The following is a 15,293-nucleotide window of genomic DNA, read 5'->3' as shown; positions in this document are numbered from 1 at the left end:
TTCTCTGCAAATTTTCATTAATACTGATAAGTCTTCCGCTTTGTGCATCAACATTCCTGCAGCTCCCTGAATCAGAGGTTCATAAATAAAGCAAGCTATTTCTTGCGAATGATTTTGAATAATTGCTTTTAAATCATTCAAATTTTCTGAAGTCGGTGTATCCATGAAAATAACTTCGAAAAGCATTTCTCCAAACGGTTTCGTCCAAACACTTCTTCCGCTTACCGACATTGCACCAAAGGTATCGCCATGATAAGCGTCTTTAAAAGCGAGAATTTTCGTCTTTTTCTTCCCTTGATTATACCAATATTGAATACACATTTTCAAAGCTACTTCAACAGCAGTCGAACCATTATCCGAATAGAAAACTTTTTGTTGATTATCAGGTAATAAACTTAATAAATTCTCCGAAAGCTGGACAGCGGGTTCATGTGTAAATCCGGCAAAAATGACCTGCTCCAACGTATTCAACTGCTCCGAAACCTTTTGTGCTATGTACGGATGTGCATGGCCGTGAATCGTTACCCACCATGAAGAAACCGCATCAATATATCGATTCCCTTGATTATCAAAAAGATAGACTCCTTTTCCTTTTACAATAGGAATTGTATCTTCGGCAATCTTCATTTGCGTATAAGGATGCCAATTGACGTCTTTGTCGCGTTGTTGTAAACTCATTGTAGAAATTAGATTTTAGAAATTATAAAAACAAACTCTTAACTTATAATTCACAGCTTATAACTTTTTCCGATGCTCTTTTCATTGGTTTTAATCCCAATGTCTGCAACATTTGCATATCCTCCGAAACTCCTGGATTTGGGGTCACCAAAAGGGTTTCTCTTTCTCCTGTAAAGATAGAATTGGCTCCTGCCATAAAACACCACCCTTGCTCAAATTCGGTCATTTCAATTCTTCCTGCGCTGAGTCGAACCATCGATGACGGCATAATTATTCTCGCTGTAGCAATCATTCTAACCATTTCCCAAGTATTCGTTTTTTCATTATCCTGAAGCGGTGTTCCTTCGACTCTAGATAATGCATTAATCGGAACAGATTCTGGATGTTTTGGCATTGTCGATAACGTTAAAAGCATCGAAATCCTGTCTCCGTGTGTTTCTCCAAGGCCTATAATTCCCCTGAGCAAACGGTAATTCCTGCTTTTCTGACATTGTTAATAGTATTAATTCTGTTATCGAAAGTTCTTGTTGAAATAATTTCTTCATAATATTGTTCCGAAGTATCCAAATTGTGATTGTAAGCATACAATCCTGCTTCCTGAAGACGAATTGCCTGTTCCTCGGTAAGCATTCCTAACGTACAGCAAACTTCCATTCCAAGTTCGTTTACACCCTTTACCATGTCAATAACTCTATCGAAATCACGATTGTTACGAACTTCTCGCCACGCTGCTGCCATACAAAAACGTGAGGATCCACTGTCTTTTGCTTTTTGAGCATGTGCAATCACCTGTTCCGTCGGCAGCAAAGCCTGAACTTTTATATCCGTGTGATAACGTGCCGCTTGTCCACAATAAGAGCAATCTTCGGGGCAACCACCTGTCTTAATAGATAACAATGTCGACATTTGAACTTCTTCAGGATTGTGCCATTCGCGGTGAACGCTTGCTGCTTTGTAGATTAATTCTAGTAAAGGCTGATTATAAATTTCTTCGATTTCCTCTTTGGTCCAATCATTCCTCAATTTTGTTTTATCTCTCATATCTTTTCTAATTGTTTTGTAATACTTTCTATATTTTCTTTTGTTATGTTTTCGATTTCCGGAATTCTTATAATTTTTGTTTCTGATGAAATATTTTTACAAATAATCCTTTCAGTATCTGATGGGAAGTCTCCGTTGAGAATTAAATATTGCAATGTAATTTTTCTTTGATTTAAAAGCATTATCGACAATAAAGTATGATTGATACAACCTAAATAATTTTTGACAACCAATGCCGTTGGGAGATTTAATTCTTCAATTAAATCAATAATAAATTCACTGTCATTGATTGGAACCATGAGTCCCCCAGCACCTTCTACAATAAGATTATTTTTTGTTTCAGGAAGTTTTATTTTATTTAAATCAATAGTAATTCCTTCTTCTTTTGCAGATTGATGCGGTGATGCTGCCAACTGAAAACAGTAGGTTTCTGCATGGCAAACTGTATCTTTTCCAACCCATTTTTTGACTTTCATGGTGTCTGAAAAACCGAGATCTCCAGATTGAACGGGTTTCCAATACTCTGCATTAAAATATTTTGTCAAAATTGCCGAACAAACCGTTTTACCTATTTCTGTTCCGATTCCAGTAATAAATAATTTCATTTTTAAATGTTTTGCTTAATAATATTTGTAAGCGTTATAATATCCTCTTCTTTATTAAAACTATGCAAGCAGATCCTCAATCTTTCTGTTCCTTCTTTTACCGTGGGACTGAAAACAGCATATGTCAAAAATCCACTATCAAATAGAGTTTCTTTCAAAGCTATTAATTGACGATTATTGGTAATTAAAATTGCCTGAACTGGACTATTTTCTGAAGAAATACTTTGAAGGTTATGCTTTCGAAAAATTTTAATATTTTTCTTTAATTCAACGCATAAATGTTGATTTGCTTCTAGAAAATTATATCCTTCTTTTATACTCATCCATAGAAAATCATGTGCTGAAGTTGTATAGATAAAAGAGGCTGCGAAATTAATGAGGTAAGATTTAATTACTTCATTTGTTAAAATAGATGCACCATGCGTTCCCAAAGCTTTTCCGTAAGTAATTACCGTAGCTAAAACACTATTTTGCAAATGCAATTGAGCAACCAAACCATACCCAAAAACACCAAAAGCATGCGCTTCATCGATAATCAGATGTGCTTTATATTTTTTCGTTATTTCGACAATATCCTTAACAGGAGCAATATCCCCATCCATCGAATAAAGACTTTCAATCGCCACATAACAAATCCCATTTTGTCCTTTTAAAATTAGCTCTAAATGTTCAACATCATTGTGCTTAAATTTTAATTTCTTAGCATATGACATTTTACAAGCATCATGCACAGACCGATGAATTTTTTCATCCACAATAATCGTATCATGTCGATTTGGAAGTGTTGAAAACAGAGCTAAGTTCGCATTATATCCAGAAGGGAAAAGTAAAGCTGATTCAAATTTATGTTCTTTGGCAATGAAATCTTCGACTTCGGTAACAACAGAACTATTTCCACTTATTAATCTAGAGCCTGTGCTCCCTTTTAATAATTCGGGATTTTCTAAGATTTTTTTTAATAATAAATCCTGAAATTCTTTGTTTGTAGCCAATCCTAAATAATCATTGGAATAAAAGTCGATTCCTTTCTCTTTTGGTTTTAAAATTCTTAAGATTCCGTTTTCTTTTCTTTCTTCTAAAGCTTCCTTAAAATAGAGGAAATTATTGTGCATGATTCCATTTTGAAACCTCCTTTGAAATTGCATTAACCCACTGCTCATATAAATCTTTTTCAATGGTTAAAATAACTTCTGCATGAACCTTCCAGTCTTCCGAAAATTCCTCCAATTGATTAATCATTTCTTCCAAATGTCCCTCTTCTTCTAGAATAATTGATTTCACTATAATTTTGGAAGAAACCTTAGTTAAAATATCCTGATAAATAGGGTACAATTCATCAGCACGAACTTCAATAGCATAGGTCACAAATAAATAAGCCGCATATTTCAAATCTTCTTTATTCAAATTGAAATTCTGCTGAAGATATTTACAAGCTTTAATATCTAAAGAGTGTAAGTATTGCCTCGTTGCAATGGAAGCCAAAAGTTCATTATTTTTATACGTTTTGCAGACTTCAGGACTGATTTTTAAAATTTGTTTTTTCAGATAATAAGCGTGACGATGCTCTTCTGCTGCGTGTTTAAGTTGAATTAAACTAACTTTCGTCGGATGCTCGCAAGCAGATATTTTTCTTGCTCCTGCATTTTCCATGAAAGACAGCGTATTCAGCCATTTAGCATGCATTTCATTTTGCTGAACTATTTTTTGTAAAAGGTTGTAAAAATTCATTGTTTTTATTTGTGCGACAAAATTATTATCTTTCCGGACACTATAAGGTACCATTTTAAATATCATGAGTAGTCCGGTTAATATTCCTTTTCAAAGTTTCATATCTATAGATCGAGATTCTTCTACATCTATTTACTTACAAATTACTTTTCAGTTTATCAATGCTATCCAAAGAGGTTATCTACCTACTGGTCTGAAGTTACCTGGTAGTCGGACGCTTAGTGAACTTTTAGGTGTTCACAGAAAAACCATTATAGCAGTTTATGAAGAATTGGATGCGCAAGGTTGGGTTCAAATCCATTCCAATAGAGGGACATTTATTCTAGATAAAGAACCAGAAAAGATAAAAATTAAGAGCTCAGAATCTCTACAGCTTTATTCCTATCCAAGACAAACGGGATTTAGTTTCAATAAGACTAATATTCTTGATAATCCTTACGAATATGGTGATTTTTTGTATCGATGGAATGATGGTACTCCAGATTACAGAGTCACACAAATTGAGACCTTTACTAAATTTTATTCGGCTAGCTTAAAAAGAAAACAAAATCAAAAAAAATGGGCTTATTCTAAAGAAGAAGGAAGTATCTATTTTAGAAAGCAACTGTCTAATTATCTGAATTTGACTAGAGGATTACATATTTCAGATAAAAATATTCTTATAACAAGAGGAGTTGATGCAAGTATTTATATTATATCTCAAATTTTATTAGAAAAAGGAGACAAAGTTGTTGTTGCTGAAACAAGTTACTTTGCCATTAACATGATTTTTCAAAAAAATGGAGCCCAAATCCTAACAATTCCTATAGATAAATACGGTATACAAGTTGACAAATTAAGAGAATTATGTGAGCATACAACCATTAGGGCGCTATACCTTACACCACACAATCATTATCCTACAACTGTAACTTTAAGCGGTAGTAGAAGAATGGAACTTCTTCAACTTGCTGATGAATTTGGCTTTGTTATTTTAGAAGATGATTATGACTACGAATTTCAGTATGACAAAAACACCACACTTCCAATTGCCAGTGCAGACACCAACGGTATGGTGGTGTATGTAGGTTCTTTTGGAAAAACATTGCCACCAGGATTTAGAACTGGATTTGTTGTTGCTCCAGAAAATCTAATATATGAAATGCGAAAATATCTTGGCATTATTGATCGAGAAGGAGATATTATGATGGAACAGGTATTGGGGGAGTTAATAGAAGAGGGTGAAATACATCGTCACTTAAAAAAGTCAATAAAAATTTACCAGCAGCGTCGTAATAATTTTGCAAATATTTTAAAAGAGACATTCGGTAATGATATAAACTATCAAATTCCTACTGGTGGGCTTGCCTATTGGATAGAATGGCAAAAATCAGTTAATCTACTCAAAATAAGCCAAGAATGTGTTAAATATAATTTGTTAATTCCAAGAACATTACTTTATCAAAACAAATCTATCACTGCTATGCGAATCGGTTTCGGACATCTAACAACTGAAGAAATGAAAAATAGCATAGAAATATTATCAAAAAGTATAGTAAGCATATCCACCTCTCATTAATAATATGGGAGATAAGTAGATATTTATCACATAAGTAAGTTAAGTAGAAAGGTAAGGAATTAATTTAAAAATAAAAAACATGAATGTCTATTGCCTCTTTTAGAAAAATCATTTTTGCTTTTTTATAATATACTAAAGTAGAAAAACTTATAGCGAAATTTATAAAAAATTATGGTTGTATTGAAATTTATGAAAAATCGCTGCTTAAGATAATGTAAGAGTTACACTTTTATAAAACCCTATTATGGTCCTGAAAATTGGAGTTGTACAATAGTTATGCTTATATACATGTATTTACATATGTATATATTTACATATGTATATATTTATATATATCGTACTATAATCAAAAAATAAAGCCGTATCTTAATGTATACGGCTTGTCTATTATTTTTTAGATTCCTCTAAAGATAACTTTCTAAATTCTTTTAAAAGTTTCTCTAAAGCTAAAGATGATTTTCTCGCTCTAGTTCCAGCAGCTTTATTTTCTTTTTCCATTTGTAATTGAGCATCTGAATTGAACGTTTCAAATTCTGCGTTCAATTGTTCTAAAAGTTCTTTCATTATAATACTATTTTATGCAAATATAGCATTTGAAACAGTAATAGGGAGGAACTTTACATTAATATTTTAATGCTTTAAAATTGAAAATTATCGTAATCATCTTAAAAAGAAGACTAAATTATAAAACAATATTTAAATATAAAGCTATATTTATATTTAAATATGTATATATTTTTTTATATGTATATTTATATATATTACTATACATATATATTTTTAAATAAATGATAACAAGTAAGTTATTATGACACTTTACATTTAAAATTTTCATCTAATGAAAGCCTTCCCTCAAAATTCTTATCTTTCCACCTAAAAGATTTAACATCAGTTTGATCTCCTCTAAGTAATATTTCTACATCAATAAAAGATAAATTATAGTCAAAAATAGATGGCCAAATTATAAAATCACATTTAATATCTGATAAGTAATTAGTACAACCAAAGAATTTTTCCATTTTTAATACAGTACCGCTACACTTCGGACAATCTCCTAAAGAGTAATCAAATTGCACTTGAAAAGTACTGTCATTTACAAAAAGTTTTGCTTGAAAATTAATTCCTTGTTTTGAAGTAAAATTTAAAAAAGGAGTGTAGTTGCCAGTAACTAATAACCTTACAATATCTTCAGTCATTACAGTTCCATTATAAGAACGGTAAATAAACATTCCACATTTTCGATTAAAATAATTTTCACATCCCCAGCCTTGCTTTGTTCTTAGAATTTCGCCATCACAATTAACACACTTAACATTATCTACAATTTGATTTCCAAACTTATAATTAATATAACCGTGTACTATTTTTAATGCAGCTTCAAATTTTTCACCTTTATCATCCACAAAATCTGAATAAATTTTTGTTTCGTAATTGTGAAGTAAGTCAAATAGCATTTCGGGAGTGATAATTTTTTTCGAATAAGATTTATAAATAAAAAAATTGCACAACTGCTTATTATTTTCAACGAAATTACATTGAAATTTATCCTCAAACTCTAAAAGCTCCCCTTTGTTGCAAATGGGGCATGTACCAACTCGTTTCATTCTATAAAATTAGCTATTATTTACAAAAATTCGCCGGGCACTGGTGAAAATATCGTCTTTCCTTTTCGGACTTTTTTATCAATAATGGGTAAATGATTAAAAAAATTCCTTTTAAAATGGGAATATGATTTTGAACGTTTCTTATTTTAATTTTAATATTAATTTTAATATTAATTTTAAGTAACCGTTTTTTTAAGGTATAAAACATTGTTTACTAATGTTTTACACTCTATACTTTATGCTTTTTTGGGTAGTGGAATCTCGAAGTTATGGGTAGTAGAATATCGATTGAATGGGTAGTGGAATCTCGATTTTTGGGTAGTGGAATCTCGAAATAAACTCACGTGGGTAGTGAAATGTCGATTTTTGGGTAGTGAAATCTCGATTATTTACCTTAAAAACTGACTCTAAAATCAAAAAAACCTCAATGGGTAGTGGAATCTCGAATATTAAAGGGAAAAAATGCATAAAATGTGGGTAGTGGAATCTCGAAATAAAGGAGAATAGTGATTTTTCATTGATTTTTGGGTAGTGGAATGTCGATTTTTAATTACTAACTTAATAAAGGTACGATAAATAAATAATTTATATTAGGATTAATAACACAAATATGTGCTTACTTGTCCAAATTACTCTTGTATAAACAAATGATAATTAATGCATTAATACCATATGGGTAGTGAAATGTCGAAAATATATTTAAACATAGTTTAAATATCAGTACATTTATATAACGATGGGTAATGGAATGTCGAAAATTAAAAGTTATGTTAGATATCGGACCTAACTAACTTCAACCACTATATAATTTATTTTTAATTAATTAAAGTTAAATGGGTAGTGGAATCTCGAAATAGTTATATAAGTAATAGTGATATATGAAAAGCTTAATATAGTGATGGGTAGTGAAATCTCGAATATAAAATTAGATTAATTAATTGCAACTACTGTGTGACTTGTAATAGTAATAAGTTACAAAAATCCTTCGTAAAGAAGGGTAGTGGAATCTCGAAATGTAATAAAAGAACCTTCTATATTAATTTCTTCGATTTATTTTTAAAATGGGTAGTGGAATGTCGAATATTAAAACAGATATTATAATCGAAACTACTATATACATTGAAATTTCGAATAAAATATTAGACCCTCACCTTAAATATGGGTAGTGGAATGTCGAAATATTAATAAAAAATGCTCCTACAACGGAGCATTAAATATTGGGTAACCTTTGGGAGATATTTGAGCATGCTTCGTTGCAGAATAAAGAGAAATAACTTCTTCTTGAATTTCATCTAACAATGCTGAAAAAGGAATATCAGTAACGAGAGGTTTAGTTTTATCCTTTCTTCTTGCAATATTATATCTCTTAACCACATTTTTATATGCATTACTAAAAAGAAATTTTGCGCCAAAATCTATGTCAAAGATTTTTTCTAAATGCTCTAACTCTTTTTGAGTAAAATTATGCCTTTTCTTAATATAAGAAAGTTTATACAATTTGAATTGATCATCTTGACTTGATAAATTTATAGATTCTGCTGCTGCACTTCCAATAGATTTAAGTTGATATCTCGTTATACCTATGTAATTTCCATTTACAGAGCTATTAAAAGAGAAAGAGGAGGATTTGTCTAACACTTTCTTAATCGGGTCTAAAAAGCCTTTTTTAAGCGTTCTTAAATCTTTGTAGTTAATTCCCCAGGTTCTATTCATATATTCTAAAGTAACCTTGGTTCCATCTTCTCTAAGAGTATTTAACCAGAGTGCAAATAGGAACTGTTTGTGAGATTTTACAGAATAGACTAAAGAATATAGAACGTAATTATAATTAGCTAAAGCTACTATCTTTTTAAACCAATAAGGATTAATATAAAAAGATACTTGCCCTTTATAAATGGTTGGATCAATAATTAATCCACCATAAAATTGTTTTTTTTCTACTTCCCCTTTTGAGTTATAAAACTTGACCGTATGCCATTCTTGTTTATAATTAACTAAAAATTGAAGTCCTTTTTTAGTTAACTCTAAATTTCTTGATTTAGAAATATCCGCAGTTCTCATTACTATTTTAGCATAAGATTCGTCGTCTTCTAAATATGTTTTCTTAAATAAATCCAATTGAAAACTCTCATCTGAAACTCCATATTGGAACTGTTTGTTTCGTAACGTATTTAAAATATTAATTATAATACGGTTCGCTTCAATTGGCATAGATTCTTTAACAACAAAATTGCCATTATCTTCATGAAAAAATAGATCTCGATAAAATTCATTAGAAATCTTAACCTTATCAGCAATCTTATTGCTGCTAAACGTTTCCTTTACCTTATTATCTTTTTCTTCCTGATTCATGACTTATAATTTTCTTTCTCGTTAAAGTGCTGTAATTTAATAATTATTTTAGTGACCAAATAAAATTTAATCGTATATTTGAAATACGAAAAGGAAAACAAAATTTATTTTGTTTTTCGAAAGAGGGGCTTCGGCTCCTCTTTTATTTTAGGGTCGGGTAGGGTTCTTACCGTTTAAATAATTAGCTACTTGTTGCTGACTTTCTTTTTCATAAACATTACAGAATAACCATTTGTTTTCTCCTGTAAAGTTTTCATCAAAATACTTAACCAGGCGTTTTACTCCAGCTGATCCTTGTACAGCACGATATTTAACCCAGTTACCATTTAATAGCTTTACGTTTACTACATATACTTTATTTGACTTTTCCATGATAACGCTTTAAGAATTCATTGTATTCTTCCTCATAAACGTTTACTAATGCAGTATTAATTAATTCTTTCACAGTCATTCCCTCAATCAATGATGCTTTATTTTTAAGAAATGTAATCATTTCACTCGGAACTTTTACATACAATCCTTTTTCAGACGTTGAAGGTTTCTGTACCGGCACCACTTTTTGTACTGGTGTTTCTACTTGTGTTTTTTTTACCTGATTAACTAATGCAGATAAATCTACTTTTTTATTAGCCATTACTTAAAAGTTTAATCATTAATTCTCTTGTCAAATTCTGAAGTTGATTACTCGCTTTGTGCTTTCCTTCAACTCCTTTGGTTACAATACTGTTGGTAATTGCATCATAGTCGTTGATTACTGTGTTAGCAATAGGAACATCCAACTCATTAAAATTCTCACTTAATCTATCTTTAAGTGATGAATTAGCTTTAATTCTATTAAAAACGATTAAAGATCGATCTACAGCATTATTATCTTTAATAATCTGTACAGTTTTATCAATAGCTAATAAATCATTAATACTCGCTTGCGTTGGTATTACAATTAAATCAGCTTGTTGTACCAATGAGTGTATTTCTTCGAATAGGTAAGGAGGTGTATCGATAATGATGAAATCGAAATCTTCATGCGGTATTTTATTAATTTTACGATCCACATCAATATACGTCAACTGGTCATTTAAGTCTTTTACTTGAAGTAAAGTACCTTGATAATCCCAATCAATTAAGCCAACCTTCGCATCTTGGTTAAGTAAATTTGCAACATTATAAGATAATGTACTTTTTCCAACACCACCTTTCTGATGAGTAAATAAAATGATCTTAGCCATAATTCATCTATTAATTTTCATCAAAAATAAATCAAAATATATTGATATACAAATATTTGTATAGTTAAATATTAATATATCTACATATAAATATATATTTATATATTATTATCGTTTATAAAACATATATTTTATAAACACTTAATAACAAATGGGTTAAGCACACTAATTTCTATCGTAAAAGAACAACTAAAAACTAATCCGATTAAAAGAGGATTTGTTTTGTGAATGCCTCCTTTAATTATTGCACAAAGGATTATCTTCCGAGTGTAAAGTATTAAAGGAGGTCGATAGAAATTTAACTTTGAAATAGGGTGGGTGGGTAAGAGAATTATTATAATACTAATGGATGGAGCGTCTGAATAAATCCAATCCGCCCCGAAGGGGCAAATTTTTACGCCCTTTATTATTTTAAAAGGCGTAAAAGGTTTATGATTTAAGGTAATTTATTGCTTTGTTCGCATAACCAAATGCTTCTTCTAAAATTTCATGTTTTTTCTCTTCCGCTGTATGCTTTAACCAACTTTTTAGATAGATAATTGAGTTAATAAACTGCTCCGAATAATTAAATTCTAACGAAAACAATAAAGAACCCAGTTCAGCAATTAACTCTTCAAAAGCATATTTGTTTCTGCCATCTTCAAAATTTTGGTCTAAACGGTTTAATCGGTCTTTGTGTCCTGTCCAATGAATAATTTCATGAAAAACAGTTGAATAATATGCATCCTTATTTTTGAAATACTGCGGTTTTGGTAAATGAATTTCATCTCTTCCTGGAATATAATACGCTTCGCCTTGTACTAAATGTTGTAATGATAAATTTTTGGTTTCAATTAAACCATTAATAAAATTTTCGGCACATTCGTCAAGCTCAATGAGTTCAACATCAGCAATAATTGGAAACTCACAATCATTTATATTTTCAACGTTATCCGTATGAAATACACGATAATACTTCATAAAGCTTTTTACCCGATATTGCTTTTGTTTGGTGCTATCTAAAGCCTTAAAATCAGCAAGTTGAATACGTTCTTCCGTTTCTTTATGTCTAATATCATAACTAAAGTATTGTATTGGTAATGACTTTGAACCTTTCTTAATTTTACCTTTTGATTTAGTAATTTGATTAAAAGTCGCATAATAGCAATTTGAACGCTTATTTATCAACATATCAAGTGCCAATATAAATTGGTTTAATCGTGTGTAAGATTGTAAAGAAAGTCTATTAGCAGGCATAAAAGATACATTTTCTTTTAAAAAATGTTGCCAATGTTTCTCTTCTACACTTTCCAGTTGTTCAATAATTGAACTAAAGAACAAATCGTTATAATTATTCTTTGTAGTTTGAGCTTGGCTCTTTTCTGTTGTTTTAAAGGTTCTTTTTGCTTGGGGAGTTTTTACATTTGTTTCCATAATAAAATAATATTTAATAGTTCTACAATTTTTATTAATCATTCTTCGTGAGTTGTCGCTTATGGCTTTTCTGTGCGAAATAGAACTATTGCCTACCGAACGATTTATAAAAGGAAAAATCCATTTGGCCGCTACAGAACTGAAGCTGACAAATGGATTCGACTGGTAAATATATTTAGGAGTGTCTGCGAGTTAGAAATACACGATAGATATCACCTTAAAATTGGCGTTATTTTTCCTAAAAATAATGACGATTTTAATGTGATATCTATTTTTGTAGTTCTTAAGAAGTAGAAACCTCAATAGATTTTTATAAAGCGGAATAGGCAATAATTTTGCAACAAGAAAACCATATATGGCGATCACTCCGAGTAGAATGATGTAAAAAGAGGAAGATCTTTTTTCAATATGTTGATGGAACAATAAAAACCAAGCAAAAAGAATAAATTAAAACATTAATTACTTTTCCTTTTAACTGGGATAAACACACTAATTTCTATCGTAAAATGAACGACTAAAAACTCAACCGATTTTAAGAGGTTGTGTTTTGTGAATTTATTGTTTAATTGTTTACAGCAAGGGGTTATTTCCCGGGTGTAAAGTATTAAACAGTTAGATAGAAATTTAACTTTGAAATAGGGTGGGTGGGATTATTATCATGTTCATTTATAAAAAATCAATATAATAAAAGAGCTTATCAACACCTAAATTTCCATATTCGTATTTTGTATATATTTTATTTAAAATCGCATTAAAATTTAAAATTAAAATACAAATTACGCACTATATCTTTTTATTATATCCCGTATTATACCTATGTTGATAAGAATAAACAAATAATTTCTTAAATAAATGTTATTGCGTATATTTGAGAGTTATGCGGCAGCTTAAAAGACGACACAGAGACGAATGACAGATAAAAGAAACATACAGACAATTGCACCATTTTTGGCTGACGACTTTGTTGACTTGGACGAACCAATCTTCAACACAGACACTTATTCAGCTTTTTTGGAGAACAACGCAAACCGACTTGGGACTTTTAAAAAGTATTTGATTTGCAAACTACACGACAGTTGGGTAATTGACGTGAATGATAATATTGATAAATTCAGCCTAATACTTAACGACTATTCAACTTACGTTTTTGCCGACAAAATAATTGAGAGATATAACTTGCCCATTGACTCTGACAACATTGCATTTCCGTTGACAATTGAGCTTACAGGAAAGCTAAAAGTTGAATTCAATAAAGTTGACGAAGATGGAAATCTTATTCAGATTAACCAGACACAATTAGACGAATATCTTTACGAGCAAGTAACACATATAGACAAAGAACAAATTGAAATCGTTTTTCACTTTTGGAAATCAAACCTAAAAGACGACAAGCCAGGAGAAAGAATAATTGTAATAGTTTCTGCAAATAATTTGACTTTAACAGAAAATCAAGACCAATCTTGGACAGAAATTTTTGGCGACAAGTTTGACGAACTTTATAAGTATTTTAAGGAGCAATTTGACAGTGACAGATATGTTTCTGACCAAAACGAATGCGAGAAACTAATTGATGAATTTGAACAAAATCAACTGACGAATGAAAGAAAGCCGACCGCATAACACGGGTTTTGCGTCAGGCGGGATGACGTGAAAACTTGGAGCTTTGTGCTTCTATTTAAGTTCAGTGCTGGTTGACAGTTTTGTGCTCCGAAACCCGCCCGAACGCAAAGCCCGAAAACGTTATGGGCAACCCCACTACCGAGCAACCCGACATTCGATTTTAAAACACAATGGAGAATAAACCGAAAATAATAAAAGTAAGAGAGTTGCTTACAAATGACTCTCTACAAATTCCAAGTTACCAACGTCCTTACAAATGGACAACAAAAAATGTCAATCAACTTATTGACGACATTTTAATACACAAAGAAAAATCAGAATACCGTTTGGGAACGCTTGTAGTTCACAATCACGACAATATTTCTGACATTGTTGACGGACAACAACGAACAATTACATTGACGTTAATTACAACAAATGTTCTTAAATCCTCTTTTCTGAACATATTCCTTTACTTCTGAAAGACAGTTAACAATCAGGTGTATAATTGTCTCTGATCTTAATAAAAGACAATCGATTTCAATCTCCTGTTCCTGAATTGCAGCTTCCAACTTACGATATGTCTCATTGTAAAATTTATCCATTAAATAACCCTTTTTGTGATGTAATCTGATATAATTAATCCTTTGCTTTTAAAAATTTTGATATGAGCGTAAGACTTGCCATGAATTTCTTTCCATGAGTCTGCTTATCTTTTACAAAAAAACAACAATCTGGCTACTGTCGTAATTACGGACAATAAATTTCAGTCTCCTATTATCAAGCATTATCTATTCAGCAAGATCTCTGTTTTACATTCCATTACCCATTTGGATTCCCTGATTAGACTCTCCCTGCTTCTGATCGTCATTTTTAATACCTCTTTCTTTTTCTTTTGAACTGGATGCGATTGACTATATCACGAAACCCGTAAAAAAAGAACGGCTTCAAAAAGCAATTGATAAAGCAGTACGTTTTGTTGAAAAGCAAAAACCTAAGAAAGAATTTTTTAAAGTAAATACAGACAAAGGAAAAACCTTGTTGTATTTTAATAATATTACTTATATCAAAGTGTCTGATGTAGATAGTAGAGATAAAGTTACTTTTTTGCAGGATGGTACAAAGTATTGCTCAAAAACATTTCTTTTGAGAAGCTACAGGAGATACTTCCTAAACAGCAGTTTTGCAGAATTAATAAAGGGGAACTTATTTCGATGGGTATCGTAAATTTCTTTTCTCATGACGAAATTGTGACGACTATTGTCAATGAAAATCAAAAACCGATTTCTTTGGTTTTAAGTACTAATTACCGAACTGAATTTCTGAACAGGATGTAAGTTTTTTTGTTACAAAAAAACAGGGCTTCATTACAAAACGGTTCCTGTTTTATTACACTACAACTGATGGAATCGAATTAATCTTCAAATTTGCAGCATTATTAAAGTAATTATCAGAATTCATGAAAAAAATATAAAAAATACTATTTTTT

General features: G+C 30.8%; 18 protein-coding genes and 1 pseudogene. 5 read left to right on the top strand and 14 right to left on the bottom strand.

What is annotated here, in order from left to right:
* The 5 genes and pseudogenes from QW060_RS22765 to QW060_RS22745 form a co-directional block, all read right to left on the bottom strand.
* On the bottom strand, nt 1-678 hold a 678-nt coding region (locus QW060_RS22765; RefSeq protein WP_290365225.1), incomplete at its 3' end, for an aminotransferase class III-fold pyridoxal phosphate-dependent enzyme.
* A 43-nt stretch (nt 679-721) separates the two neighbouring features.
* A pseudogene (gene bioB, locus QW060_RS22760) lies at nt 722-1,719 on the bottom strand (biotin synthase BioB).
* Nucleotides 1,716-2,324, bottom strand: coding sequence for a dethiobiotin synthase (bioD, locus tag QW060_RS22755; protein ID WP_290365224.1), 609 nt, complete (start codon nt 2,322-2,324; stop codon nt 1,716-1,718). Before bioD ends, bioB begins: the two are co-directional and overlap by 4 nt.
* A gap of 2 nt (nt 2,325-2,326) precedes the next feature.
* Nucleotides 2,327-3,484 carry an aminotransferase class I/II-fold pyridoxal phosphate-dependent enzyme gene (locus tag QW060_RS22750; RefSeq protein WP_290365223.1) on the bottom strand — a complete coding sequence of 386 codons (1,158 nt, stop codon included), beginning with the start codon at nt 3,482-3,484 and terminating at the stop codon, nt 2,327-2,329.
* Nucleotides 3,426-4,052 carry a hypothetical protein gene (locus tag QW060_RS22745; protein ID WP_125019419.1) on the bottom strand — a complete coding sequence of 209 codons (627 nt, stop codon included), beginning with the start codon at nt 4,050-4,052 and terminating at the stop codon, nt 3,426-3,428. Before QW060_RS22745 ends, QW060_RS22750 begins: the two co-directional genes overlap by 59 nt.
* 64 nt (nt 4,053-4,116) lie before the next feature.
* Between QW060_RS22745 and QW060_RS22740 the strand changes: the two genes are divergently transcribed.
* Nucleotides 4,117-5,610, top strand: a complete 1,494-nt coding sequence (locus QW060_RS22740) for an aminotransferase-like domain-containing protein (RefSeq protein WP_125019420.1) — start codon at nt 4,117-4,119, stop codon at nt 5,608-5,610.
* A gap of 387 nt (nt 5,611-5,997) precedes the next feature.
* Here the strand turns inward: QW060_RS22740 and QW060_RS22735 are convergent, their stop codons facing one another.
* The 8 genes from QW060_RS22735 to QW060_RS22700 form a co-directional block, all read right to left on the bottom strand.
* Nucleotides 5,998-6,174, bottom strand: coding sequence for a histone H1 (locus QW060_RS22735; RefSeq protein WP_090410428.1), 177 nt, complete (start codon nt 6,172-6,174; stop codon nt 5,998-6,000).
* A gap of 242 nt (nt 6,175-6,416) precedes the next feature.
* Complete coding sequence (locus tag QW060_RS22730; RefSeq protein WP_125019421.1) at nt 6,417-7,214, bottom strand: topoisomerase C-terminal repeat-containing protein; 798 nt, start codon at nt 7,212-7,214, stop codon at nt 6,417-6,419.
* Between the two features lie 1,197 nt (nt 7,215-8,411).
* Nucleotides 8,412-9,566 (bottom strand): hypothetical protein, encoded by a 1,155-nt coding sequence (locus tag QW060_RS22725; RefSeq protein WP_290365222.1) that lies wholly within the window; start codon nt 9,564-9,566, stop codon nt 8,412-8,414.
* Between the two features lie 147 nt (nt 9,567-9,713).
* Nucleotides 9,714-9,938, bottom strand: coding sequence for a hypothetical protein (locus QW060_RS22720; RefSeq protein ID WP_090410431.1), 225 nt, complete (start codon nt 9,936-9,938; stop codon nt 9,714-9,716).
* A complete protein-coding gene (locus QW060_RS22715; RefSeq protein WP_090410432.1) occupies nt 9,922-10,200 on the bottom strand; it encodes a hypothetical protein in 279 nt (92 codons plus the stop codon). The genes QW060_RS22720 and QW060_RS22715 overlap by 17 nt, the downstream gene beginning before the upstream one ends.
* The gene (locus QW060_RS22710; protein WP_090410433.1) at nt 10,193-10,792 is read right to left on the bottom strand and encodes a ParA family protein; all 600 of its coding nucleotides are present in this window, start codon (nt 10,790-10,792) and stop codon (nt 10,193-10,195) included. Before QW060_RS22710 ends, QW060_RS22715 begins: the two co-directional genes overlap by 8 nt.
* A gap of 429 nt (nt 10,793-11,221) precedes the next feature.
* On the bottom strand, nt 11,222-12,205 hold the full coding sequence (locus QW060_RS22705; RefSeq protein WP_290365221.1) for a zincin-like metallopeptidase domain-containing protein: 984 nt from the start codon (nt 12,203-12,205) through the stop codon (nt 11,222-11,224).
* 192 nt (nt 12,206-12,397) lie between these two features.
* Nucleotides 12,398-12,628, bottom strand: a complete 231-nt coding sequence (locus QW060_RS22700; RefSeq protein WP_290365220.1) for a hypothetical protein — start codon at nt 12,626-12,628, stop codon at nt 12,398-12,400.
* 486 nt (nt 12,629-13,114) lie between these two features.
* On the opposite strand from QW060_RS22700, the gene QW060_RS22695 reads away from it, so the two are divergent.
* The 3 genes from QW060_RS22695 to QW060_RS22685 are packed head-to-tail and all read left to right on the top strand — an operon-like array spanning nt 13,115 to nt 14,286.
* Entirely contained in the window at nt 13,115-13,825 is a 711-nt protein-coding gene (locus tag QW060_RS22695; RefSeq protein ID WP_290365219.1) for a hypothetical protein, read from the top strand.
* A 43-nt stretch (nt 13,826-13,868) separates the two neighbouring features.
* The gene (locus QW060_RS22690) at nt 13,869-14,006 is read left to right on the top strand and encodes a hypothetical protein (RefSeq protein WP_290365218.1); all 138 of its coding nucleotides are present in this window, start codon (nt 13,869-13,871) and stop codon (nt 14,004-14,006) included.
* On the top strand, nt 13,996-14,286 hold the full coding sequence (locus tag QW060_RS22685) for a DUF262 domain-containing protein (RefSeq protein ID WP_290365217.1): 291 nt from the start codon (nt 13,996-13,998) through the stop codon (nt 14,284-14,286). The genes QW060_RS22690 and QW060_RS22685 overlap by 11 nt, the downstream gene beginning before the upstream one ends.
* On the opposite strand, the gene QW060_RS22680 is transcribed toward QW060_RS22685, so the two are convergent.
* The gene (locus QW060_RS22680; RefSeq protein ID WP_290365216.1) at nt 14,230-14,409 is read right to left on the bottom strand and encodes a hypothetical protein; all 180 of its coding nucleotides are present in this window, start codon (nt 14,407-14,409) and stop codon (nt 14,230-14,232) included. The genes QW060_RS22685 and QW060_RS22680 overlap by 57 nt on opposite strands.
* Nucleotides 14,410-14,931: 522 nt before the next feature.
* On the opposite strand from QW060_RS22680, the gene QW060_RS22675 reads away from it, so the two are divergent.
* Nucleotides 14,932-15,141, top strand: a complete 210-nt coding sequence (locus QW060_RS22675) for a hypothetical protein (protein ID WP_290365215.1) — start codon at nt 14,932-14,934, stop codon at nt 15,139-15,141.
* Nucleotides 15,142-15,293 lie beyond the last annotated feature (152 nt).

The organism is Paenimyroides ceti (genome assembly GCF_030409925.1).
Note: the sequence above shows the minus strand (reverse complement) of the source record. Positions and strands in the feature narration are given on the sequence as shown.